Raw genomic sequence first — 24,195 nt, forward strand, 5'->3', positions numbered from 1 at the left:
TTACGATTCTTTTTCTCGTGTGTCTGCTGGAAACCATTCACGAAAAAACCCCCAACCGGGGTTATATGACATAAGCGTAGGGCTTCGTGTCGAATAAACACTTACCCATACCAATCAAAGGGATAAATCGCATATTTCGATATATCCATTTACCGTTCGACATAACAGATGTTGGAAGATGCATTTCACTAAAATTGAGAATAGTGGAAAGATCATTCTTTGTCAACCAGTTTTCCTTTTTCAGGAAAACGATATCAGCGTCTGCGCCAGTTGTCAAGCTTCCTTTTCGCGGATACAGTCCAATTGCTTTTGCGACATTTGTCGAAGTGAGCCTGACTAGCAAGCAAAGCAATTCTTCAGGCGTACACCAGTTCTTTCGTGTATCAATCCGTACATCGTGAATCGGAGATGCTACTTGCCAACTCCCAAACCATTGACGATGTAATTGACGAAGACCTTGATCCGTCACTTCAGCAGGTAAACGAAAGATATGCAGGAACGGATCATTTTCTTCAAAATGAAAGGCCGCTTGAGAATCAGTGATGACTGTGCGTAATCGCCAATAACGAGTAGCCTCCATCCAAATCTGTCTAATGAGTTCCCGTTGTTCTTTTTTCAAAAACGGATCATTCTGTACCTGCATGTGCAGGATCGTATGTTTAGACGTATGAAGTTGCAAAAGCGTTTCCCATTTTATTGTGGAAATTTCTTCTGGATTTCGAATCGTGACATGAAACGAAGAATAGCCATGGTTCATCCACTCCGCTAAGCGGTCACCGTGAAGATCAGCGACATCGATTTCCACATGCCAAACATAATCCAACAAACTGTTGAAGTGCTGGGTTTGTTGATAGTGAATTTGCGGTCTGCTCATCCAACGCTCTGGCTGGAAGACGTCCACCAGGCTTGTACATCCCGAGCTGATGAGATTTCGCATGGCTTCTATATAAACATCTACATCTTTGATTTTATACAACGAATGTGTCGGGAGTGCGACGAAACCGGGCAAAAGATACATACCGGTAGCATCTATTTCTTCATATGAATCGTTGAAGGGGTTTTTCGTCAAGGTATCTTTAGCCATTCGTACAATTTTCCCATGTCGAATCCAAATATCTACTTCTTTCATTCCTAGTGCTGTGACAATCGTTCCCCCACGTATGACCGTCCCTTGCTCCAGCATAGCTCGTCCCCCTCCCGTTTCTCATGCACATACTACCCTTGTACGAGCATATGCACAGAAAGGGGAAAAAGTACTAATGAGGATCAAACCGCTTTTTAAACAAAAAAAGACCGCCGTTGATGTAAGCGCATTCAAACGACGGTAGCACACACGTGCTTTCTTATATTGGATAGGAGTGGAGAGAAACCATACTGTAGTTTTATAATAAACGGAATGTAAGCGCTTGTCAAATCATTTTTGCTAAAATTCGGAACGCTTTGTCCTCCCCCAAAAAAAGAAGCCTGCTACCTTATAAAGGCACAGACTTCTCTTTCATTTTTTCTTATTGGCTGATTTTCACAAGCAAGTCATGGAAGCCAGGGAACGATACATCAATCGCATCATCATTTTCGATGGTCGTCTCTCCCTCGGCAACGAGACCCGCAATCGCCATCGCCATGCCGATTCGGTGATCCCCCATGCTATCTATGACAGCCCCTGTCAATCCTGTTTTTCCTTCGATGATCATTCCGTCATCTGTAGCTGTCACCCTAGCGCCGAATTTGGACAGTTGACTAACCACCGTGGCAATACGGTCTGTCTCCTTTACTTTCAGCTCTTCCGCATCACGGATAACGGTTTGACCTTTGGCCTGCGTTGCCATGACCGCAATCACCGGAATTTCGTCAATCAGGCGTGGAATGATATCTCCAGCAATTTCAATACCGTGCAGCTCCGAATGTGTCACGAGGAGGTCTGCAACCGGCTCTTCATTTACGACTCGCTCATTCAAAAGCTCCAGACTTCCCCCCATCGCCTTGACAACATCAATAATGCCCGTGCGGCTTGGGTTAATTCCGACATTTTCAATGAGAAGAGAGCTGCCTGGTACAACCATTACAGCCGCAATTAAAAAGGCAGCGGAAGAAATGTCACCGGGAACAGAAATGGCACGGCCCTTCAGCTCTTGTCCGCCTTCTACTGAAACGGTCAAGCCATCACGCACAACTTGTACACCAAATGCTTGCAGCATACGCTCCGTATGATCGCGGGATAAATGCGGCTCTGTTACACTCGTCACGCCTTTTGCCTGCAACCCTGCCAACATAATCGCTGACTTCACTTGTGCACTCGCAACTGGGGATTGATACGCGAACCCTTGAAGCTCCCCACCTCGAATGGATAACGGTGTGTATTCGCCGTCTTTTCTTCCATCGATTTTGGCGCCCATTTGACGGAGCGGTCCGATCACACGACGCATTGGTCTTTTGGCAATGGACTCATCGCCTTCCATCACCACATGGAAAGGCTGTGTTGCCATGATCCCGGCCATTAAACGAATGGTCGTACCGGAGTTCCCTACATCCAAATGTTGAGACGGTTCCTTCAAGCCATACCAGCCTTTTCCTTGTACGGTTACGGCATCTCCTTGTTGTTCAATCTCAATCCCCATCCGACGAAAGCAGCTAATCGTGCTCAAGCAATCGGCACCCGGCAAAAAGCCTTCAATGGTTGTGGTTCCTTCTGCTAGAGCTCCAAACATAACTGCACGATGGGAAATGGATTTATCTCCTGGCACGCGAACGGTACCTTTGATTTGTTTGGCTTGTTGTACGCGAAGCATTTCTTCCACTCCTTTTCTCTCTCACGCTCTCCCAGAACACCAGTCGCACTGTGAAGCGTCTTCGTTGTAAAGTGTGTTTGCATAAAAAAACTTATGTGCGCTTGTATACATTGTAATCGAAAAAGCGAAGAACTTCCTCTCCCTTTTCCAACTCTTGTTGCGAATGGAACGTAATGCGTAGCACCCCATAAATGTCTTCTCGTGTCTCTCTGATTTGGAGATTCGTGATGTTGATTTCTCTTGCTCCCAATAGTGTCGTAATTCGTCCGATTTCACCCGGGTTGTCAGGGATATCGATATACAAATCGTTCAAAGGAGGCAATGCACCCGTTTTGCGCTCAGGCAAGCTGTCGCGGAATTCTCGTGCCGTTTTGAAGAAATGCTCGATTCCTTCTGGATCTCCCTGTTCTACAAGGTGAACGACATCTTCCAATGCGTTTGCCCAATCTTTTGCGATTTTCAGGATCGGATCACGGTTTTGCAGCAAAATGTCACGCCACATCTGAGGGTTGCTCGATGCAATGCGCGTAATATCACGGAAGCCACCAGCAGCAAGCGTAGCATGCCAAGCATTTTCCTCGTCGTACCCTGCCACCAGATTGACCAGAGCAGAAGCGAGAATATGCGGGAAATGGCTGACTGCACCCACGACCTGATCATGTGAATCCGCGTCCATTTGCACGACTTTTGCGCGAGTCAGTGTAAGTAGTTCAGACAATTGCTTTACTTTTTCTTCAGGTGTTCCCGGCGCTGGTGTCAAAACATAATAGGCGTTTTCCATAAGACGGTCAGAAGCAGCTTCCACGCCGGATTTATGCGAGCCAGCCATCGGATGTCCACCAATAAACGTGACATGATCGGGAATGACATCCACCGCTTGTCTCACAATACCTGCTTTTGTACTGCCAACATCCGTAATGATCACACCAGGCTGCAGATCCATTTCCACTAACGAGCGAATGGTCGCAACGATTTGCTCTACAGGTGATGCGAGGAAAATGACATTTGCTTCTCGAACTGCAGTCTGCAAATCAGTTGTGCCAGCATGAATGACACCAAGAGTCAGTGCTTTATCCAAACAATCCTGACGTAAATCGTAGCCGACTACCCGAATATTTGGATCACGTCGCATAGACAGCGCGATTGAGCCGCCGATCAACCCGACGCCGATTACAGTAATGGTGGTTCTTTTCATCTCCACTCTCTATCCTTCCTACATCTCTCTTAGACAAAGATGCCGAGGCATGCCCGGCATCTTCGTTCTTTATTTCAATGCTCCAGTCACGATTTCTTTTAATACAGAAAGAATCTTATCATTTTGCTCTTTGGTCCCGATGGTAATACGTTGAAAACCTGGGAAGCCTAGCGCATTACCAGAGCGAACGATGATGCCTTGAGAGAGCAGCTTCTTAAATACTTCATCGGAATCCCTTTTCAAATCAACCAAGATAAAGTTGGTCTGAGATGGATAGTAGGAAATTCCCCACTCGTCAAAGGAATCGGTAAACTGCTTCATGCCTTCACGGTTACGATCGCGGCATGTTTGCACAAATTCCTGGTCTTTTAACGCAGCACGTGCTGCTACTTGGCCAAGTGTGCCTGTATTAAACGGCTCACGCACATGTTCCAAAGAGGAAATGAGCTCCTCTGACGCGACCCCGTAGCCGATACGAAGGGCAGCCAGACCGTAGATTTTGGAGAACGTACGCAAAATAATCAGGTTCGGATACTCAGCGAGCATCGGTACTGTTTGTGGATACTCTGGATCCACCACATACTCGTAGTAAGCCTCATCCAATACGACCAGCACATTTTGGGGAACCTTTTTCAGAAAAGCTTCCAACTCGGATGTTGTTACAATCGTCCCAGATGGATTGTTCGGGTTACACACCCATACGACCTTCGTCTGTTCGTTGATGGCAGCCGCCATCGCTTCGAGATCGTGAACGCCATCTTTCAACGGCACCTCAATCAAGTCTGCTCCTTCAATAATCCCATTTGAGCGATATTGCGAGAACGTTTGCGTCGCCATGACTGCATTTGTTCCTTCGCCCAAAAAAGCACGAGAGATCATCAACAGAATTTCATCAGACCCGTTGCCGAAAAACAATTGACCTGGTTTGACTCCGAGGAAGTCAGCAAGATCCCAGCGTAGATTAAGGCTTGCACCGTCTGGATATAGGGCCAAATTGTCCAACTGTTCCGCAATGGCGGCTTTAGCCTTCGGTGAGGAACCAAAAGGATTTTCGTTGGACGCCAGCTTGATGACTTCGGTCAAACCAAATTCACGTTTAACGTCATCAATGGGCTTGCCAGGTTGATATACCGGGGCATTGAGTATGCGTTGTTTCGGTTGCATCCACGTTCACTCCAGTCACATTTTTCCCACTATTGTAGCGCACTGGCTAACTGATGTACAAAGGTTTTTATTTTTTCTACTGCTTCTGGCATCTGTTTTGGATCTTTCAGCTGCTCAGCATGTTCCTCGATCAGCTGTACAATGGCACTTCCCACAATGACACCATTTGTATGGGGTGCTACTGCTCGTACCTGATCCGGCGTGGATATTCCGAAGCCTACCGCAGTAGGAACCGATGTACTAGCCTTTACTCGTTCCAGAAAATCTGCCAAATCCTCTCGCAGGTCGACACGGGCACCCGTCACACCGAGCGACGATACACAATAAAGAAATCCAGTTGCTTGCGCTCCAATCGTATTGATTCTGGAACTAGAAGTTGGTGCCACCAGCGAAATGACATGAATGCCATTCTGTTGTGCTGCGGTTACTACTGGACCGTTTTCCTCAATCGGCAAATCAGGAATGACAACACCGTCAGCACCATAGGCAGCGAGATCGGCAAAAAAGCGCTCGATGCCATATTGTAAAACCGGATTGAAGTAGGTGAACAGGACGATGGAAGCCTCCATACCTGATTCGCGAAGCCTTTTGACCAAGTGCAAAGCATCCCCGATCGTCACGCCATTTTTCAGCGCGCGTTCTGAAGCCCGTTGTATCGTTGGGCCATCTGCCAAAGGATCGGAGTAAGGGACGCCGAGCTCGATGAGATCTGCTCCTGCTTCGACCATCGCTTTTACGAGATGAAAGGTTGCTTCTATTGAAGGATCGCCTACCGTTAGAAATGGGATGAATCGTTTGCGATCACGATCCGCGAATAATTGATCGATTCTGTTAAGAGCTGTCGTCATGATTACTCTCCCCCTCTTGCTGTCAGCGCTTCTTGAATAGTTAGTACGTCTTTGTCCCCTCGACCAGACAAGCAGATCACGAGTATTTGGTCTGAAGTCATTTCTTTCGCACGTTTTATCGCTTCAGCAATCGCATGTGCGCTCTCCAAAGCTGGAATGATCCCTTCCGTTTGACAAAGCACTTGTACTGCCTCGAGCGCTTCCGCATCTGTTACCGATGTATAGGTCACTCTTCCACTGTCTTTGAGATAGGCGTGCTCAGGTCCTACTCCTGGATAATCCAAGCCGGCCGAAATCGAATGCGCTTCTTGCACCTGTCCGCATTCATCCTGCAACAAGTAGGTTAAGGAACCGTGGATGACTCCCGGGCGTCCAAGTGTTAGTGTTGCTGCATGTTTTTCAGTATCGATTCCTTTTCCTGCCGCTTCTACCCCTCTAAGCGCGACAGACTCATCCTGAATGAACGGATAAAACATGCCAATCGCATTGCTGCCGCCACCAACGCAAGCAACGATCTCGTCTGGAAGCCTTTTGAGCATTTGCAGGACTTGACCGCGAGTCTCTTCTCCGATAATTTTTTGGAATTCGCGTACGATGTACGGATATGGATGTGGGCCAACGACAGATCCGATGACATAAAACGTTTCTTCGACATGGGAAACCCAATGGCGAATCGCTTCGTTTGTCGCATCCTTAAGTGTACGTGAGCCAGATACAGCAGGAATGACTTCGGCACCAAGTAGCTTCATCCGAAAAACATTCAACGACTGGCGACGAATATCTTCTTCCCCCATGAACACCTTGCACGAGAGTCCGAGCTTTGCTGCCACAGTTGCACTTGCCACTCCGTGCTGACCAGCGCCCGTTTCGGCAATAATTGATTTTTTGCCCATGCGCTTGGCTAGCAAGGCTTGGCCCAAAGCATTGTTCAATTTATGTGCACCCGTATGGTTAAGATCTTCTCGTTTCAAATAGATTTGGGCACCGCCGACCGTTTTCGTCAAACGCTCTGCATAGGTGAGCGGAGTTGGGCGTCCAGCATACTCGCTGAGCAGTCCATTCAATTCTTGAACAAATGCCGGGTCTCGACGTGCTTCTTCAAAAGCGATCTCGAGTTCTGTCACCGCATTCATCAAGGTTTCCGGAATAAACTTGCCTCCGAAGGCACCAAATCGTCCGTTTTCGTCAGGCACGACTCGCGTAGTTGTTTGAATGTTGTTCATGCGCCTTCACCCTCTCCACCAATGTTTTTATTTTTTCGGCGTCTTTTTCGCCATCTGTCTCTACTCCACTGGACACATCGACTATCCCTGCTTGATACTGCCCCATTAATTCTCCGACATTCTCCGCATGAATTCCTCCAGCAATGATGCAGTCAGCTTCCTCGCATGCTGCTTGCAATGCAGGGATTTGCTCCCACGAAAACTTTTTCCCTGTACCTCCTGCTTGACTAGGGTCATACGTATCAAACAAAAAGGCACTGACAATGCCTCGATAGGATTCAATTGCTTGAGCAGCATCCGCTTCTCCGCCCACTGCCAACGCCTTCCATACCGGAATTGCAAACCGCTCCCGAACTTGCTGGCAAAATTGTGGCGTCTCCTGTCCATGCAATTGAATCACAGATAATGGTGCCTCACTTAGCACTTCCTCCAGTTCTTCCATCGTCGGATTTACGAACACACCAACAGCAGGAGGATGGCCCGAAACGGCTGCAAGCAATTGTCCAGCAGTCTGGGCATCTACTTGTCGCTTACTTGGGGCAAAAACAAGGCCTACGTAATCGACTTCCAGCTCTTTTAACAGCGCAAGTGTTTCCGCTCGCTTAATCCCGCATATTTTCAAACGAGTCATACACTCACCCCCGGTGCTGCTTCTCCCACGAGATCAATGACTGCGCGCTCTACGTCTGTTTGGCGCATGAAATGCTCTCCAACTAAGACAGCCCGGGCACCTGCACTTCTTACATTCTCAATATCCGCTGGTGTCGAAATCCCACTTTCGCTCACAATCGTCAATGACGTAGGCAGTTCTGCAATCAGCTCATGCGTAACGGCTAGGTCAGTTTGAAACGTATTTAAGTTTCGATTGTTGATCCCGAGCAATTTAGGTTCCATTACTTGAAAAACAAGCTCGCACTCGCGTTTGTCATGAACCTCCACCAGTACATCCATGCCCAGCTCCTCGGCAGTTTGGTTCAGGTGGCGAAGTGTTTCCCGATCGAGAATGGCTGCAATGAGCAACACACAATCAGCGCCTGCTGCTCTTGCTTCCACGACTTGAATTTCATCAAGTAGAAAGTCTTTTCTAAGTAATGGACGATCAATTGCCTCGTGAATTTGCCGTAGATAGCTCAAGCTCCCTTGGAAAAAGGTCTCGTCTGTCAAAACAGACAAACATTCTGCGTGAGCGGCCTGATAAGCCTTCGCAATGGTCACTGCTTGGAAATCAGGTCGGATTAACCCTTTGGATGGCGATGCTTTTTTTACTTCGGCAATCACGCTTACAGGCCGTACACTTGTCTCCAATGCGTGACGAAATCCGCGTGGACGTTGTACTTCTTTCGTTGCTGCGAGCAATGCTGAAACGGTTGTTTCTGCTTGAAGACGTGCGATCTCTTCATGTTTCTTTTCTACGATTTTACGAAGCATGAATCATACCTCCTGCGATGTGACGAACGTGCTCAAGCTTTCGCGTGACTAGTCCGCTGTCGATCAATTCCGCTGCACGTATAACCCCTGTTTCAATCGAGCTAACACGATCTGCGAGGTAGAGGATCGCGCCCGCATTTAGCAAAACGATGTCGCGTGCTGCCCCACGTGCACCGGAAAACACGTCGTGAATGATCTTGGCATTCTCATTGGCATCACCGCCGCGCAAAGCATCCCTTTCATGTCTACGAAGACCGAACTGCTCAGGCTCGATTTCATACGTCAAAATACGCCCATCGCGCAACTCGGCAATATGACTCGTTCCCGTTACCGTCAATTCATCTAGACCATCCGAACCTGCGACAACGAGCGCTCTGTTCACATCCAGCTCGTGTAAGACTGCGGCTACATTTGGAAGCAGCTTGGCATCATACACGCCCATAAGCTGATGGCTGGCACCTGCTGGATTCGTCAATGGTCCCAATAAATTAAACACTGTGCGAATCGCCAATTCTTTTCGCGGTCCAGCTGCATGCTTCATTGCTTGGTGGTACAGAGGAGCGAAAAGGAAGCAGAGATTGGTCGCACGCAGGCAATCTGCGGCGTCCTTTGGAGATAAATTGACGGGCACTCCCAACGCTTCCAATACATCAGCACTGCCACTTTTGCTGGAAACTGCACGATTCCCGTGCTTGGCGATACGTACACCGTCAGCTGCTGCGACAATGGCACTCGCCGTCGAAATGTTAAAGGTGTGACTTCCGTCTCCGCCTGTTCCGCAGGTGTCTACCAGATCTGGCAGATCGATCGGAAAACTCATCGCCCGCGCTCTCATGGCTTTGGCAAAACCGATAATCTCTTCCACTTGCTCGCCTTTCAAGCGAAGACTCGCTAAAAATGCACCAATTTGAGCCGGAGTTGCCTTTCCGTCCATAATCTCGCCCATGGCCTCTTCTGCAACCGTCCGTGTTAAGTGCTTTCCAAGCAGAATTTGTTCCAGCGCGTATGTTAGCATGACAACTCCACCTTTCTGACAAACATCTGTTCCGCTTTTTCTAACGCAGAGAGCATCGCTGCTGCTTTGTTCACCGTCTCTTGATATTCACTCGCAGGGACCGAGTCCGCTACGATGCCTGCTCCTGCTTGTACATGTGCGTACCCATCCTGAAAGAACAACGTTCGAATCGTGATACAGCTATCAAGTGAACCATCAAATGAAATGTAGCCGATTGCTCCCGCATACAGATGGCGTGCGTCAGGCTCGAGCTCTGCAATAATTTCCATCGCCCTTAGCTTGGGAGAACCAGATACCGTCCCTGCCGGAAAAGCGCTTAGCAATGCATCGAAAGCGTGCAGTCCCTCACGAAGCTTGCCTGTCACATGCGAAACCATATGCATCACATGGGAGTAGTTTTCAATAATCAGTGCTTCCTCCACCTTCACACTTCCGTACGCAGAGACCTTTCCTACATCGTTGCGCCCTAGATCCAGCAGCATGTAGTGCTCGGCTCTCTCCTTTTTATCTGCCAAAAGATCAGCCGCCAGCGCAGCATCTTCTTGTGGGGTTGCCCCTCTTTTCCGCGTTCCGGCAATCGGTCGCATCTCTACTTTTTCATCTTCTACACGCACGAGCAGTTCTGGTGATGTCCCGACCACGGTCTCGCCCTCGTATTCGAGATAGTACATATACGGGGAAGGATTCAACGTGCGCAACAATCGATACACCGCAAAAGGATCGACATCTGTCTTTACGGAAAAACGTTGCGACAACACGACTTGAAAAATGTCGCCGGCTGCGATGTATTCTTTCGCCTGCACGACAAGTTGCTCGTATTGCTCACGCGTCATATTTGGCTCTACTGTTAATGGCGTTGGTGTATCCGCTGCTACTTGAATGCGTTGATCCATTTCAAGCGGAGCCATAACTTTTGCAGCGAGCTCCTCAATTCGTTCGCAGACTTGCTTGTATTTTTCGCCAATAGTATCCGCAGTGTCGCCTGGCTCCACATGGAGGTTCACAATCAATTGAATTTCCTGCTTCAAATGATCAAAGGCGATCATCTCATCAACGAAAAGAAAGCGCATATCCGGCACTCGTACAGCTTCCTTGCAATGTGCTGGCAAATTTTCGAAGTAGCGCAGCGTATTGTAGCCGAAAAAGCCTACGGCACCTCCACTGAGACGAGGTAACCCGGGTAGCTTTGGGCTTTTGTAGCGATCGGTTTCTTCACGCAAAAAGGAGACGGGATTTCCTGTCTGGACAAGCTTTTCACCAGTACGATAGGAAATGGTGATTTCTTCCCCTTTTGCTTCTACGATTTGAAAAGGATTCATGCCAATGAACGAAAAACGAGCCCAGCGCGCACCACCTTCTACGCTCTCCAGCAAAAAGGAATCACTCGTGCGAATCTTCTGATACAAGCGAATCGGTGTCTCCTGATCCGCCAACAGTTTCATGCTTACAGGGATAAGGGAATACGACGCCGAGAGGGTCTTAACCTCGGCAAGGGAAGGGAAATACATGAACTCTCATCTCCTCAATTAGTGGGAGAGAAAAGGGAATCAGACATCCGCCTTTTCTACACCCGCTTCCTAGAGCGAGAGGTAGGGGGGGGGGGAATTTTTTGTATACAAAAAAACCCAGACAAAGAGACCTGGATTGGGTGTCAATATGTACCCAGCCTTCTCTTCTCTCCTCAACCTAACTCATCTCAACTCTGCTCAACTCATTCTCTGCTCTCAGCCGGCTTTTGCTTATTACCGGAAAAACGAGGCGCTCTCGTTTCACTTATGGTAAAAGAGAGCGCCCTAATTGTCAACCGCGATTTGTCAAATCCGGGCGCAACTTGACTGCATCACGCAAAAAGACGTGATGCATGTCTTTTGCTGTCTTGTCTGTATTCACATGCATCATAATACGAATACAAAGCGGCAAGCCACCCGGCACTGGAATTTCTCTTGCGCACATGAGTGGCACATATTGCCAAGCTTCTCCTTCAAGCAGGCGAGCCGCTTGAGCAGGGAAGGTCGCACAGAGGTCCTCTGTCGTCGTGATAATAATACTACCAATGTCTTCGGGGTTTACTTCATTGCGGCTTACCATTTCTTCCAACAACCATTTTGTAGAGGAGACAATCTCTTCGCGCGTATCGGCTTCCACCGTGACTGCGCCTCTGATTCCTCTCATTCCCATCCTTATCCCTCCACTTCTTCTCTCATGACTCCCAGTATGAGTTCTTCTTCTATATTTTTGACGACTTCAACCTGCCCGATTGCCCTAGGCAACACCAATGCCAGTTTTCCGCCTACCGTCTTTTTGTCCCGTTTCATGGCTTCCAGCACAGCTTCTGGCGAGAGATTACCCGGCCACGCCGTTGGCAAGTGGAACAATTCCAGCATCCGTTTCGTGCGATTGTATACACCTGTCTCGGCAAAACCAATGCGTTCCGCTACCTTGGCTGCCAAACACATCCCAATTGAGATAGCTTCCCCATGATTCAGCGTGGAGTAAGCAGACAGCGCTTCAAATGCATGCCCAAACGTATGACCCAAATTAAGCAATGCACGCTGCCCTTGCTCTGTCTCGTCTTGCGAAACAATAGCCGCTTTGACTGCGCAACCTTTTTCAATGGCTTTCCCTAATAATTCTGAATCGAGCTGCCATAACCTATCCGCGTTGTCTTCCAGCCAATCGACAAAGGCAGCGTCGGCGATAAGACCATGCTTAACAACTTCTGCAAAACCTGCTGCGATCTCCCGCTTCGGTAAGCTATGCAATGCTTTCGTGTCGTAAATGACAACTTTCGGCTGATGAAAAGCACCAATGAGATTTTTTCCGAGTGGATGATTGATCGCTACTTTTCCACCAACCGAACTATCATGTGCGAGCAAGGTGGTCGGCATTTGAACGAAATCAATGCCGCGCATGTACGTAGCAGCCACAAATCCAGCCAAGTCTCCGACGACTCCACCACCGAGAGCCAATACAGCAGACTTCCTGTCCAGTCCTGCATCAATTGCCTCTGTCATCAATCGTTCGTAGACAGCCAGGCTCTTCGATTGTTCTCCAGCAGCGATGACAGCTGAGTGGGCCGTATATCCATGCTGTCGCAAAACTTCAAGCAAAGGCTCTAGGTAATGAACCGCTACATTCTCATCTGTGACAATCATCAGCTTGCTAGTAGAAGCAATTCCTGCCTCTACTAGCAACGCTGCTGCATCGTGCAAAAGACCGTCGCCTATCACAATCTCGTAGGAACGCTCCCCCAGTTCAACAGTCAGCTTCTCTACACTCATTAGAATTTCTCCGTGTACGCACGGTATTGACGTACGTTTTCTGCCATGTCGTCAAGAGAATCAGAAGGGAATTTTTCGCACATTGCACTCGCGATCTCCCACGCTACCACTGCCTCCGCAACCACACTTGCCGCTGGAACAGCACAACTGTCGGAACGCTCAATGCTCGCTGAGAATGGCTCTCTCGAGTCAATATCCACACTCATCAACGGTTTGTACAAGGTAGGGATCGGTTTCATGACACCACGAACAACTACAGGCATTCCTGTCGTCATTCCGCCTTCGAGTCCACCTGCACGGTTTGTTTTACGGCTGTAGCCGGTTTCTTCGTTCCAAATAATCTCGTCATGAACTTGCGAGCCTTTCAGACCAGATGCCTCGAATCCGATACCGATTTCGACACCTTTGAAAGCCTGAATGCTCATGATCGCTTGTGCAAGACGTCCATCCAGCTTTCGGTCCCATTGCACATGGCTACCCAAACCAATCGGCACGCCTTCAACGATAACTTCTACGGTACCACCGAGGGAATCCCCGTCTTCTTTTGCTTTATCAATCGCCGCCATCATCAGTGGCTCTGCTTCTTTATCCAAGCAGCGTACTGGCGATTCTTCTGTGCGCGCAATCAGCTCGTCCAGACTTACTTCTTGTCGCTTCGCCACGATCTCATTGATCTGGAGTACCTGTCCGCCAATACGGATACCAAATGGAGCCAGCAATTGGCGAGCTACTGCACCAACAGCTACGCGGACAGTGGTCTCACGAGCGCTGGAACGTTCCAGAATATTGCGCATATCTCGTTGATGATACTTAATAGCCCCGTTTAAATCAGCATGTCCAGGGCGTGGACGGGAAACACGACGCTTTTCTTCAGTGCCTTCCTCTACAGGTTCAGCACTCATGATTCCTTGCCAATGCGTCCAATCATTATTTTCAACGACCAGTGTGATAGGAGCTCCGGTTGTATATCCATGACGGACACCAGAAAGAATTTTCACCTGATCCTTTTCAATCTGCATTCTTCTGCCGCGGCCATGGCCTTTCTGACGACGTGCCAACTGCTCATTAATTTCCTCAATGGAAATCGGCAAGTTGCTCGGTACGCCCTCAATGATAGCTGTTAATTGCGGCCCGTGGGATTCCCCTGCTGTCAAGTAACGCATCTCTATCCTTCCTCCATCCTCCAGGCAGCCTGTATCCCAAAATGACTCTTTTCGGGATGCTGTCCTTTATCACTTTTAAGCGCTATAATATCATACCTAGTACGCCGTGGAAATACAAAAGTGGCAAACGTCTGCGAAAAACCTTTTCTTTTTACAGGAAAACGCCCCTCCGTATAAGGAGAAGCGCTCTCGTTACGCTATCGCGAATAAATCAGGATTGACATACCTACACGTTAAGGAAACCTCTATTGTTGATAGCTCACGGAGGAGCGACCGCGTTTTAGAGGAAAGTTTCCATGCGTTCCGGGATATATAAACGAAGCGTTTATATATTCCTACACGTTGAAAAAAGGATTGGGGCTCAGCGGTTTGCGAGTGTGATCTACGCGTATCAAATCATCTAGTTGTGTCCTCTCCGCCCCTAATATCTGACCACATTCCTGCAGCGTGATCAGCCCTCGACGGTATGCTTCGATGACCTTGTGTTTATCCATCTGCTGCCTCCTCTTGCAAAGTAGGTATTCCTAGTCTTGGGAAAAAACAGCAGAGATATACCAAGGCCAACATGAATCAACCCATTTTTCGATAGAAGAACGTATCCTCTGTCTCCAGTTGGTATTGTTGCGGCTGAAAAATTTGTTCCGTGCTGCCTACAAAGAGTACCCCACCAGGTTTCAGTGCCCGGCTAAACTTATGATACAGCTCATGCTTTGCTTCTTCGGTAAAGTAAATCATCACGTTCCGGCAAATAATCAAATCAAATTGAGAATCAAATGAGTCCGCCAATAAATTATGTTTTTTGAACGTCACTTTTCTCTTCACTTCGTCCGTTATGCGATAGCTGAGTGTATCTTTTTCAAAATACTTCGTTACGAGATCTTTCGGACAATCTTGCAGGGAGCGATCCGTGTATACCCCTTGCTTTGCTTTTGCCAGTGCTCCCTCATCAATATCGGAAGCGAGCACGGTCGCATCCATCTTCTTGCTCAGCAAAATCAGTGAGAGTGTGTACGGCTCCTCCCCTGTCGAGCATGCAGCACTCCAGCATTTCACCCGCGGCGATTGCTTCGCCAAGCGTGGCAAAATTTTATTCTCGAGAACTTCCCACCGGCCTGGATTGCGGAAAAATTCCGATACGTTGATGGTCATCCTATCGAGGAACTCATAGAAAAGCTCCTTGTCTTTAGCGATGGCATCGAAATACTGGGCAAATGTGTTGTACCCCCGCTTTTGTCTCAACGAGGTTAGACGGCGCTTCATCTGTGCTTCCTTGTAGAGGGCAAGATCAATTCCAGTCATTTTCTTCACACTAGCAATAAATTGGAGAAAGTCCTTATCTTCCATGCTGAATCGTACCCCCTTTGAAAACTCCTTAATTTCATTCGCTATATTTCGTCATTATCCTATCTGTTTTGACAAAGATTTTGACAAAAAAAAGAAAACCCCACTAAATGGGGTTTTCTCGATCAGTCTTAGATCCAGCGTTGGATTGTTTTCTCGAAGGAGAGAACTTCTTCAGCGGAGAACCACAGGCCGATTTCACGCTCAGCGCTCTCAGGAGAGTCAGAACCGTGGATGATGTTCATGCCAACGGAAGTAGCGAAATCGCCACGGATCGTACCGGAAGCAGCGTCTACTGGGTTTGTTTTGCCCATCATAGCGCGAGCAGTTGTGATTACGTTGTTACCTTGCCATACCATAGCGAATACTGGTCCGGAAGTGATGAAGTCTACCAGTTCACCGAAGAATGGGCGCTCTTTGTGCTCTGCATAGTGTTCTTCAGCCAGTTCGCGGCTTACTGTCATCAGCTTAGCACCTACGAGTTGGTAGCCTTTTTTCTCAAAACGGGATACGATTTCCCCGATCAGGTTGCGTTGTACGCCATCTGGTTTTACCATAAGGAATGTTTTTTCCATTGTAAGTATGCCTCCATTAGAGCTATGTATTGGTGCATAAGACACCAACGTAAATTTTATCAAAACTAGAGTGGTCAAGCAACAGGAAGACCGTCAAAATATCATTAAAATTTGCGATCGATGATGTAATTGGCGATACCTGTCAAAGATGTCTTAGCTTGGTTGTTAGGTAAATCTACGAGAATGGCATGCGCACGGGCGATGTAACGTTCAGCGAGGCGCTGCGAAAAAGCAATGCCCTCATCTTCTCGTACCATACGAACTGCTTCATCCGTATGATCCCAAAACGTATTTTGCGCGATCCATTCCTGGAATTGCGCACGTGCCTTTCCATGATGAGCAGAATAAAGCGCAGGCAACGTAATGTTTCCATGCACCAAGTCGCTTCCAGCAGGCTTCCCTAACTGCTTCTCAGTCCCTGTAAAGTCCAAAATGTCGTCAGTAATTTGAAAAGCCATCCCCACATTGTAGCCGTACCAGTACATTTTGCGAATCATGTCAGCTGGCGCTCCGCTTGCCACTGCTCCTAATTGACAGCTAATCGCAATTAAAAGCGCCGTTTTTCGTTTGATTCTGCGCAAATACGTACGGAAATTTTGGTCCCAGTTATTCAAATCCTTTACTTGCTCGATCTCTCCCTTGCAAACCTCGACGATTGCATTCGAGAGAATTTGGTGCAATTGCGGAATCGGGAGCTGGGAGGCAATGGCCAATGCCCGCGCAAAAATATAGTCGCCTGCGTACATGGCTACTTTGTTATCCCACTTCATCCGAACGGTATCTTTTCCGCGACGCTTATCCGCATCATCAATCACATCATCATGGACAAGCGAAGCCATGTGGATCAGTTCAAGAGGAACGGCCACATGCTTTAGCTTCTTGACATCGTAATTGCCCCACTTACCGCCAAGCAAAACAAAAACGGGACGAATCCGCTTTCCTCCTGCCTTGAGTAAGTGAGTCGAAGATAGATACAGTTCTCGAACCGGCGTATCAATCGCTTTTTCCAGTTCATCTTCTATGTATTGGACATCTTTTTTCATCTTGAAGTAAATATCGACTAGATTCATCCGTTCCACCTATCTCGTCAACGTAGTATTGGTCTGTCGGCCGCCAGCTTGCCACAGATCGACGGTTGCAGGTGCCGATAGAAGTCCCAGCTCCGCTGCGCATCGGTAATAGTACTCCAGTCCAATCCGCTGAACGTCACCGAAATCGTGCTGTAATCCTTGGAAATAGTGGATCCATTGCTCTTTCTCTCCACCGAAATGTGTGTGAACGTAGTCAATCAAAGGGGCTGTATTCGCTCTTGTTTTCCTTTTGCTCTCTAAAAAAGAAGCATGGACTTCCGCGATCAAATTATGCTGATCGGCAATAACCGCTCGACGAAGAGCCCAAATGGCAAAGGTCATGGAATAGCCCGTAAATTGATGCCACAGCTCTCCTAAGTCATAGACATGCAGGTCTTTGGCCGTTCGCTCAGCCGAAATAGCGTCGTCCCCGATCAAGAGCGCTGCATCAGCATCCTCCAGCATTTCTTGCAAAATGGGTTCCTGTGTAACGTAGGAAATCTCATAATCGTAAAACTTATGGAGGATGATCTTTAAGAGGTTCACTGTGGTAGCCGATGTGTTGGTCAAGGCTATTTTAGCACCGTTTAATTGTTCAATCGGCTTTTTGCTGAACAAGAAAAGGGAGCCTACTCTCCCCTTGGCACTGACAGACAGATCTGCCAATGCCACGTATTCGGAGGCATGCTCTGCATAGCTAAACGAAGAAATCGGTCCCAAGTCAATCTCGCCATTCGCCATTGCAGTGTTTAACTGGGCAGGAACCTGGCGGATGAATTCGATTCGGTCTTCGAATTTCGCCTGATCAAAATAGAAGTAAACCGGCAATACATTGGTATACAAAATTTGTCCAACACGCAAAGACTTTTGCATGCGTTTATTCCCCCCAACGCCGGAACAGCGAATGTGGTACATCAATTGCATCCAAAGTTTTCCCTACTACAAAATTGATCAGATCATCCATGGTTTGCGGTTTCTGATAGTAGCCTGGCATAGCAGGCAGAATCTTGACTCCCAGACGACTTAATTTGAGCATGTTCTCGAGCTGAATCGCATTGAACGGCGTCTCTCTCGGAACGATGACCAAGCGCCGACCTTCCTTGATCATGACATCTGCAACACGCTCCAGCAAATTACCTGATGCACCATGCGCGATGCCAGAAACAGTCCCCATCGAGCACGGTACTACGATCATACCGTCACAGCGATAGGAACCACTGGCTGCGGGACAATTGAAATCTCGCAGTCCCCAATAATGTAGCTCACCCGAAAAGTCTTGTTGCAGCTTCTTCTGCAATAGAGCTTCTCTGTCATCCGTGTGCCAATCCAGTTCATCACGAAATACTTGCCAGCCTGCTTCTGTAATCATCAAGTGAACGATATGTCCAGCACGTAAAAGCTCCTGGACGACTCGAACACCATAGATAGCACCACTTGCACCCGTTATCCCGACAGCCCACTTTTGCTTGTTCATGCAATCACCAAATCAATCATCGTAAAGGTAAACATCACGACACTCAAGATGCCATTCATATTGAAGAATGCCATGTCCAGCTTGGACAGGTCTGTCGGCTTTACCAGCGTGTGTTCATAGATCAAAATCGCACCAGAAATGAGCACACCTACCAAGAACCAGATAGACAAGTCTGCGACTACATACAACGACATCAGACCAACGAAAGTAAGAACGTGGCATACGCGGGCAATCAGAAGTGCATTGGCAATTCCGAAGCGGCTCGGCATGGAATAAAGTCCTTCTTTACGGTCAAAATCTGCGTCCTGGCACGCATAAATGATATCAAATCCTGCTGTCCAGAACATAACAGATGCAAACAATAGAAGGCCGATGCCATCTACTTGACCCGTTGTCGCTACCCAGCCACCTAACGGACCAAACCCGATGGCAACCCCGAGAACAAAGTGGCAAAGCCAAGTAAAACGTTTCGTATAGGAATAAAGCACAAGAACAAACACAGCGAGTGGCAACAATTTCACAGCCAAATCATTTAACTGGAATGCAGCAATGAACAACACCGCAAAGGACACCACGATAAATAAAATGACTTCCACAATCGAAATGAGACCAGCAGGTATCGCTCGTGTGACCGTCCGAGGATTTTTCGCATCAATCACCCGGTCGATGACGCGGTTTAAGGACATCGCTGCACTTCGAGCGCCCACCATCGCTACCGTCACCCAGAAAATTTCTGACCAGGTAGGCCATGCATTCTCTACCACAATACTTCCCAAAACAGCTCCCATAAAAGCAAAAGGCAAGGCAAAAAGGGAGTGCTCGAATTTAATCATTTCCAAGATGACTTTCAATTTACGTAGACCCATCTATGACACTTCCTATCTAGTGAAGAAATACCGGTTTACTCCCCATGTACGCGTTTGGCGCCATCGCATTCGTCAACCTATGGCTTTGTGCCAATATGCAAGGCTGATACGCCGCCCATAAACAATTTGACCTGAACCGGGTCCAAGCCTGCTTTTTGAAACATGCTTGCCAGTTCGCGACTGTCCGGGAAATTGGTCAGGGATTGTGGCAGCCACGCATACTCTTCGTACTTGTTGACTGTCAGCTTCGCGATAAATGGCAAGATTTTGTAGAAATATAAGTAAAATAGCTTCCGGTACGGAATGAACGGGGGCTTGGACACTTCCAGAGAAACGACTTTACCGCCCGGCTTTACAACACGCGCCATTTCATTCAAGACCTGCTGAACATCCGGTACATTGCGCAGGGCAAACCCGATTGTCACGAAGTCGAATGTATGATCCTCGTAGGGCAGATTCATTGCATCTGCGTTTACTAGCTTTACGTTGTTGCCAACACCTGCGTTCGCCACTTTATATGCCCCGACATCCAACATATTTTGGCTGAAATCAAGGCCAACAACGCTGCCTTCTTTACCAACTGCCTTGGCCAATGCAATGGTCCAGTCTGCTGTACCACAAGCGACATCCAACGCTGTATGCCCTGGCTGGATATTCATCTGCTTCATCGTGTAATTACGCCAAGCAATATGACTGCCAAAGCTGATTACATTATTCATTTTGTCGTAATCGTTTGCAATGCTCTCGAAAACGGAGTGAACGTACTCTGCTTTCTCATTCATCTGTGTCTGGTTCACTTGGCTACATCTCCTCAATTACCTTCTTCAAGCGACTGATCCGATGGGAGTACCGTGCCGTAATGGATGCAAGCATGTTCCGCGTCTCTGCCGGATGCAGCGTACGTACCATTTGCTCACATAAACCGATTAATTCGATGGCTTTTCCCTCAACGCCAGACAAAACTTGCGCGAGTGTAGCACCGGGTTTTTGCAGCAAAAAACGGGCAAAACCAAAAGGGACTTGTTCTTGCCATTTGAGCTGCTCCCACTCTCCGATCACACTCTCTACCTTGGCTGTTTCCTTCATCAGATCGCTCCAGAATCGACGGCGATCAGCTGAATCAGCAAACTCCTCTACAACAGCCACGTATAAGCCCGTATCAATCGTATTTCGCAGTTCCCAGTACTCTTCATCTGATAAAATCTTGCTATCTCGCCCAGCGATGTAGAGTCTCATTTTCGCTTCGTTCACTCGCTGAATGGCTGCCGACAACACTTGAATGGCTTGGATTTCACCCGCTGAAGCCAGAAGGTGATAATAGCGACTGCTGTAATAATCACCCGCAAGTACGGTCAGCTGTCGGTTTCGCTCCGCGCTCTGTGAGGAGTCGTACTCATTTTTCACGAGCTCATGCGTGTCCAGTCCCAATTGGACAAGTCCTGTTGCTGTACATAAAACCGAAGCCTTTTCCTTCGGCATACCTTGTTCCAGCAAAAAAAGGTACAACAGCTCTAGACGATTTTCCGCCATGGAAGGAACGTCAACATAATGTTCTACATAGGAATGGGTGATTCTCTTGTAGATTTGTTCGATAATGGACCGAACTTCTTCTACATTCGGGGAAAGTTCTTTGCTCATGCGTCCTCCTCCACAAGCTGCACAACCTAAAGATGTCTGCCTGTTCCGTACTGTTCCTTACTCTTCGGTCTTCCTCTGCCGTCCGGTCAAAAGGCCGTCTCTACTATCATACCATACTTCTTCCATCAGGGACTAATTCGCTCATAAAAATACGGCTCGATTCGAATGGGAAATGTACTGCTTACAAAGGACTGGATATCCGAAGGGTCGGTCAAAGGTTTGTCATGCCCTGCGAGATTTCCCGTTGTCGATTGTATGGCAATCAATAGTCTCGATTCTTTTGGTGGATCCGTCTCCTCCAACAAGCGATAGTACACGGGCCCAACATTGTCTGCATAGGTACGCAAGTCGTATGTCAAACGGTAAAAATCTTGATAGACGGTGTTTAGCTCTACTTTTTCGGCAGGTTTCACCACAAAATCGACATAGATCGATGGGTTTTCCCATTTTATACGCTTAATATTATAATGTGTCGACAACCTTGTAAACAAATCAAGGGCATTTTGCTCGCTTAAGTGAATGGCTCGTGCCGACTGAAATGTCGGTATATCCGCTTGCATCCACTGATTTGTGGGAACGAGCGACAGCATCAGAGCCAAGAAAGTGGAAACAGCAATCGCCATCAACAATTGGCGCGGCATAGACATCCCTCCTCTCCTCCATTGTACAAACAAAAAAAGCAGGCTATGCCTGCTTCTTAGCAAAACGACTTGCTCTTTATTCGGTCGTATCCACGACGCCATGCTGCGAGTAAATTACTGCTTTTCCTCGCACCTTAATCGCAGAGGTGTGCTCAGTAAATTGAAAAATCATGACCTCGTCTTTATCGAGCTTCTCTGTATGATGAAAACGCGTATCAGTGCCTCTTGTTAATCCGATCACATGAACGCCATTTTCCTTCGCTTTGACTACGAAATAATCCTGATTAAATCCCGATGGTTGTGCCAATATGTTTCCTCCTGACCAATACGATATGCGAGTATGTCTAGTATGATGCCCCTTCTGACTCCAGTCGGCTCATGATCTTGTCTACATAGCGCTGTGTCTCTTGCGGCAATTGGTCAAACTTCGCTTCTAGTTCGTCATCACTGCTGATTCCCAGACGACTCATCCGACCTGGACCAGCATTGTAAGCAGCAAGTGCTACTTTCACATCTCCATCATAACGATCCAAGAGCGACTTCAAATATTTTGTTCCACCTTCAAGGTTTTCATCAGGGTCGTATACATTACGGACTTGCATGGCTTTTGCCGTATTGTCCATCAGCTGCATCAAGCCCTTCGCCCCTGCGTGAGATTCTACATTCGGATTGAAATTGGATTCGGCCCTGACGACCTCTCTCACTAGATCAGCGTCCACTCCGATCGCTTTCGCTGTCTGATCAATCTTGCCCAAAATTTCCGGGGTAGGAACAGATGGCCCTTTTGCAAAAAACAGGGACTGCTCATTTTGAATATGGGTAGGAATCTTCCAGTTCTTAGAACCATCTAACTTGGCTAAAATCTCCTGCGAACTGATAACCCGCTGGCCGGTTGTTGCTAGCTGGGACTGCAGGATGTCCGAGAAGAGCCCCTCGTCTCCATACGAAAGCGAAGAGGCGTCATAGGTTTGCGGCAATGTTTGCAAATATGGTTGAAGTGATACAGGCACCTTCATAGCATTGAACAACCCTTCCGTAGCTTGTCTACCTATCATTATAAAAAAGAAAGATCAAGAAGCCAATAGCAAAATGGTACTACTTGGGAGAGTAGCCATTTCACATAAAAAAGAAGCCTTTGCTCAAGGCTTCTGATCGTTATATGCAGATGGTCGGAATGCAGGGATTCGAACCCTGGACCTCACCCACCCCAAGGGTGCGCGCTACCGGGCTGCGCCACATCCCGACTGTACATCCGTACTATACAATATTTTACTTATAGAGTCAATATAATTTCCTTATTTTTGAATTTTTATGAGCGAATCAAGCTAAATACTTCTGCACGGGCAGCCGCATCTTTCTCAAACATCCCGCGAACAGCAGAGGTGATCGTTTTCGAGCCTGGCTTTTTCACGCCACGCATCGTCATGCACATATGCTCTGCTTCAACAACCACAACCACGCCATGCGGATCGAGCTTGCGCATAATCGCGTCTGCTACTGTCGATGTAATGCGTTCCTGCAACTGCGGGCGTTTGGCAACGGTATCAACCGCACGCGCCAACTTGCTCAGTCCAACCACGCGGCCCCCACGCGGTACGTAAGCGACATGCGCTTTACCGAAAAAGGGAACCAAGTGATGCTCACACATGGAGTAAAACGGAATGTCCTTCACTAACACCATTTCCTCATGATCTTCGCTAAAGACAGTCTCAAAATACTGATCTTCGTCTATATGCATGCCCTCAAATACTTCAGCGTACATTTTCGCAACTCGCTTAGGGGTATCGAGGACTCCTTCTCGATTAGGATCATCCCCTACTGCTTCTAGGATCATGCGAACAGCTTGCTGTATTTTATCCAAATCGACGTTCATCATTGTACCTCCTACGTAACGGCATACGCCTTGTTTCTCATCCAAAAGCTCTGCCTGCTCGCGATCAAAGCCAATCTTACCATATCGTTTTAAAAAAGACAAAAAAATATGCCAGTATTTTCATAGGCAAACTGTATGTACACAGAAAAAAACCCACATTTTATCAATGTGGATTTTTTTATGTAAGTGCTTCGTTCTCAAAAGAAACAACTACTTGATGGAGTCTTTGAGTTGTTTACCTGGTTTAAACGCAGGTACTTTGCTGGAAGCGATTTCGATCTCTTCACCAGTTTGTGGGTTACGACCTTTACGAGCCGCACGTTCACGAACTTCGAAGTTACCAAAGCCGATCAGTTGGACTTTATCACCAGTTTTCAATGCATCTGCAATTGCGTCAAGAACTGCATCAACTGCTTTTGTTGCATCTTTCTTGGTGAGTTCTGTGGTTTCAGCCACTTTTGCAATCAGTTCTGTTTTGTTCATTTTATTCACCTCCCCTCAAAGAACACCAAGTCCTAGCTATTATTTTTCTTAACCGAAACGAAGCGTTTTATACACGAATGGTTGTTTTTACCGATCTGACAAGCTTATAGTAATACACCGATTTCTTAAAT

The 24,195-nt window shown here is 47.6% G+C and carries 27 protein-coding genes and 1 tRNA gene; all 28 read right to left on the reverse strand.

Features of this window, described 5'->3' with window-relative positions; translation table 11 throughout:
- Window positions 1-61: 61 nt before the first annotated feature.
- The 28 genes from HPY27_RS07835 to HPY27_RS07970 all read right to left on the reverse strand — a co-directional run bounded on the left by HPY27_RS07835 (window position 62) and on the right by HPY27_RS07970 (window position 24,064).
- Entirely contained in the window at window positions 62-1,183 is a 1,122-nt protein-coding gene (locus HPY27_RS07835; protein WP_174224736.1) for an amidohydrolase family protein, read from the reverse strand.
- 322 nt (window positions 1,184-1,505) lie between these two features.
- The gene (aroA, locus tag HPY27_RS07840; protein WP_174224737.1) at window positions 1,506-2,786 is read right to left on the reverse strand and encodes a 3-phosphoshikimate 1-carboxyvinyltransferase; all 1,281 of its coding nucleotides are present in this window, start codon (window positions 2,784-2,786) and stop codon (window positions 1,506-1,508) included.
- Window positions 2,787-2,877: 91 nt separating this feature from the next.
- Window positions 2,878-3,981: a prephenate dehydrogenase gene (locus HPY27_RS07845; protein ID WP_026043044.1), complete on the reverse strand. Its 1,104-nt coding sequence runs from the start codon at window positions 3,979-3,981 to the stop codon at window positions 2,878-2,880.
- A gap of 69 nt (window positions 3,982-4,050) precedes the next feature.
- A complete protein-coding gene (hisC, locus tag HPY27_RS07850) occupies window positions 4,051-5,145 on the reverse strand; it encodes a histidinol-phosphate transaminase (protein WP_017248128.1) in 1,095 nt (364 codons plus the stop codon).
- A gap of 29 nt (window positions 5,146-5,174) precedes the next feature.
- The gene (gene trpA / locus HPY27_RS07855; RefSeq protein WP_017248127.1) at window positions 5,175-5,993 is read right to left on the reverse strand and encodes a tryptophan synthase subunit alpha; all 819 of its coding nucleotides are present in this window, start codon (window positions 5,991-5,993) and stop codon (window positions 5,175-5,177) included.
- 2 nt (window positions 5,994-5,995) lie between these two features.
- On the reverse strand, window positions 5,996-7,216 hold the full coding sequence (trpB, locus tag HPY27_RS07860) for a tryptophan synthase subunit beta (protein ID WP_174224738.1): 1,221 nt from the start codon (window positions 7,214-7,216) through the stop codon (window positions 5,996-5,998).
- Window positions 7,179-7,847: a phosphoribosylanthranilate isomerase gene (locus HPY27_RS07865; protein ID WP_017248125.1), complete on the reverse strand. Its 669-nt coding sequence runs from the start codon at window positions 7,845-7,847 to the stop codon at window positions 7,179-7,181. The genes trpB and HPY27_RS07865 overlap by 38 nt, the downstream gene beginning before the upstream one ends.
- The gene (gene trpC, locus HPY27_RS07870) at window positions 7,844-8,644 is read right to left on the reverse strand and encodes an indole-3-glycerol phosphate synthase TrpC (RefSeq protein ID WP_174224739.1); all 801 of its coding nucleotides are present in this window, start codon (window positions 8,642-8,644) and stop codon (window positions 7,844-7,846) included. The genes HPY27_RS07865 and trpC overlap by 4 nt, the downstream gene beginning before the upstream one ends.
- Window positions 8,634-9,659 (reverse strand): anthranilate phosphoribosyltransferase, encoded by a 1,026-nt coding sequence (trpD, locus tag HPY27_RS07875; RefSeq protein ID WP_017248123.1) that lies wholly within the window; start codon window positions 9,657-9,659, stop codon window positions 8,634-8,636. The genes trpC and trpD overlap by 11 nt, the downstream gene beginning before the upstream one ends.
- Window positions 9,653-11,167, reverse strand: a complete 1,515-nt coding sequence (gene trpE, locus HPY27_RS07880; RefSeq protein ID WP_174224740.1) for an anthranilate synthase component I — start codon at window positions 11,165-11,167, stop codon at window positions 9,653-9,655. The genes trpD and trpE overlap by 7 nt, the downstream gene beginning before the upstream one ends.
- A 292-nt stretch (window positions 11,168-11,459) precedes the next feature.
- Window positions 11,460-11,837 (reverse strand): chorismate mutase, encoded by a 378-nt coding sequence (gene aroH / locus HPY27_RS07885; RefSeq protein WP_017248121.1) that lies wholly within the window; start codon window positions 11,835-11,837, stop codon window positions 11,460-11,462.
- 2 nt (window positions 11,838-11,839) lie between these two features.
- A complete protein-coding gene (aroB, locus tag HPY27_RS07890; protein ID WP_017248120.1) occupies window positions 11,840-12,940 on the reverse strand; it encodes a 3-dehydroquinate synthase in 1,101 nt (366 codons plus the stop codon).
- A complete protein-coding gene (gene aroC / locus HPY27_RS07895; RefSeq protein WP_017248119.1) occupies window positions 12,940-14,103 on the reverse strand; it encodes a chorismate synthase in 1,164 nt (387 codons plus the stop codon). Before aroC ends, aroB begins: the two co-directional genes overlap by 1 nt.
- A 335-nt stretch (window positions 14,104-14,438) precedes the next feature.
- Window positions 14,439-14,597 (reverse strand): hypothetical protein, encoded by a 159-nt coding sequence (locus HPY27_RS07900; protein ID WP_007716564.1) that lies wholly within the window; start codon window positions 14,595-14,597, stop codon window positions 14,439-14,441.
- Between the two features lie 76 nt (window positions 14,598-14,673).
- Window positions 14,674-15,447 carry a CheR family methyltransferase gene (locus HPY27_RS07905; RefSeq protein WP_017248118.1) on the reverse strand — a complete coding sequence of 258 codons (774 nt, stop codon included), beginning with the start codon at window positions 15,445-15,447 and terminating at the stop codon, window positions 14,674-14,676.
- 128 nt (window positions 15,448-15,575) lie between these two features.
- Window positions 15,576-16,019 (reverse strand): nucleoside-diphosphate kinase, encoded by a 444-nt coding sequence (gene ndk / locus HPY27_RS07910; protein ID WP_007716560.1) that lies wholly within the window; start codon window positions 16,017-16,019, stop codon window positions 15,576-15,578.
- A 104-nt stretch (window positions 16,020-16,123) separates the two neighbouring features.
- Window positions 16,124-17,089: a polyprenyl synthetase family protein gene (locus HPY27_RS07915; protein ID WP_174224741.1), complete on the reverse strand. Its 966-nt coding sequence runs from the start codon at window positions 17,087-17,089 to the stop codon at window positions 16,124-16,126.
- A 9-nt stretch (window positions 17,090-17,098) separates the two neighbouring features.
- Entirely contained in the window at window positions 17,099-17,962 is an 864-nt protein-coding gene (locus HPY27_RS07920) for a menaquinone biosynthesis protein (RefSeq protein WP_174224744.1), read from the reverse strand.
- Between the two features lie 4 nt (window positions 17,963-17,966).
- A complete protein-coding gene (locus tag HPY27_RS07925; RefSeq protein WP_174224746.1) occupies window positions 17,967-18,563 on the reverse strand; it encodes a UbiX family flavin prenyltransferase in 597 nt (198 codons plus the stop codon).
- Window positions 18,560-19,429 carry a UbiA-like polyprenyltransferase gene (locus HPY27_RS07930; protein WP_017248114.1) on the reverse strand — a complete coding sequence of 290 codons (870 nt, stop codon included), beginning with the start codon at window positions 19,427-19,429 and terminating at the stop codon, window positions 18,560-18,562. Before HPY27_RS07930 ends, HPY27_RS07925 begins: the two co-directional genes overlap by 4 nt.
- Window positions 19,430-19,506: 77 nt before the next feature.
- A complete protein-coding gene (locus tag HPY27_RS07935; RefSeq protein WP_017248113.1) occupies window positions 19,507-20,226 on the reverse strand; it encodes a demethylmenaquinone methyltransferase in 720 nt (239 codons plus the stop codon).
- Between the two features lie 4 nt (window positions 20,227-20,230).
- Window positions 20,231-21,067 carry a heptaprenyl diphosphate synthase component 1 gene (locus tag HPY27_RS07940; protein ID WP_174224748.1) on the reverse strand — a complete coding sequence of 279 codons (837 nt, stop codon included), beginning with the start codon at window positions 21,065-21,067 and terminating at the stop codon, window positions 20,231-20,233.
- 125 nt (window positions 21,068-21,192) lie between these two features.
- A complete protein-coding gene (locus HPY27_RS07945; RefSeq protein WP_069845336.1) occupies window positions 21,193-21,708 on the reverse strand; it encodes a hypothetical protein in 516 nt (171 codons plus the stop codon).
- 76 nt (window positions 21,709-21,784) lie between these two features.
- A complete protein-coding gene (gene mtrB, locus HPY27_RS07950) occupies window positions 21,785-22,015 on the reverse strand; it encodes a trp RNA-binding attenuation protein MtrB (RefSeq protein WP_017248110.1) in 231 nt (76 codons plus the stop codon).
- A gap of 37 nt (window positions 22,016-22,052) precedes the next feature.
- Window positions 22,053-22,763, reverse strand: a complete 711-nt coding sequence (locus HPY27_RS07955; RefSeq protein WP_174224749.1) for a lytic transglycosylase domain-containing protein — start codon at window positions 22,761-22,763, stop codon at window positions 22,053-22,055.
- Between the two features lie 111 nt (window positions 22,764-22,874).
- Window positions 22,875-22,951 (reverse strand) — tRNA-Pro (locus HPY27_RS07960).
- A gap of 66 nt (window positions 22,952-23,017) precedes the next feature.
- The gene (gene folE, locus HPY27_RS07965; RefSeq protein ID WP_017248108.1) at window positions 23,018-23,584 is read right to left on the reverse strand and encodes a GTP cyclohydrolase I FolE; all 567 of its coding nucleotides are present in this window, start codon (window positions 23,582-23,584) and stop codon (window positions 23,018-23,020) included.
- Window positions 23,585-23,791: 207 nt separating this feature from the next.
- Window positions 23,792-24,064, reverse strand: a complete 273-nt coding sequence (locus tag HPY27_RS07970) for an HU family DNA-binding protein (protein ID WP_005831316.1) — start codon at window positions 24,062-24,064, stop codon at window positions 23,792-23,794.
- Between the last annotated feature and the right edge of the window lie 131 nt (window positions 24,065-24,195).

The organism is Brevibacillus sp. HB1.1 (genome assembly GCF_013332445.1).
GTDB classification, from domain to species: Bacteria; Bacillota; Bacilli; order Brevibacillales; family Brevibacillaceae; genus Brevibacillus; species Brevibacillus porteri.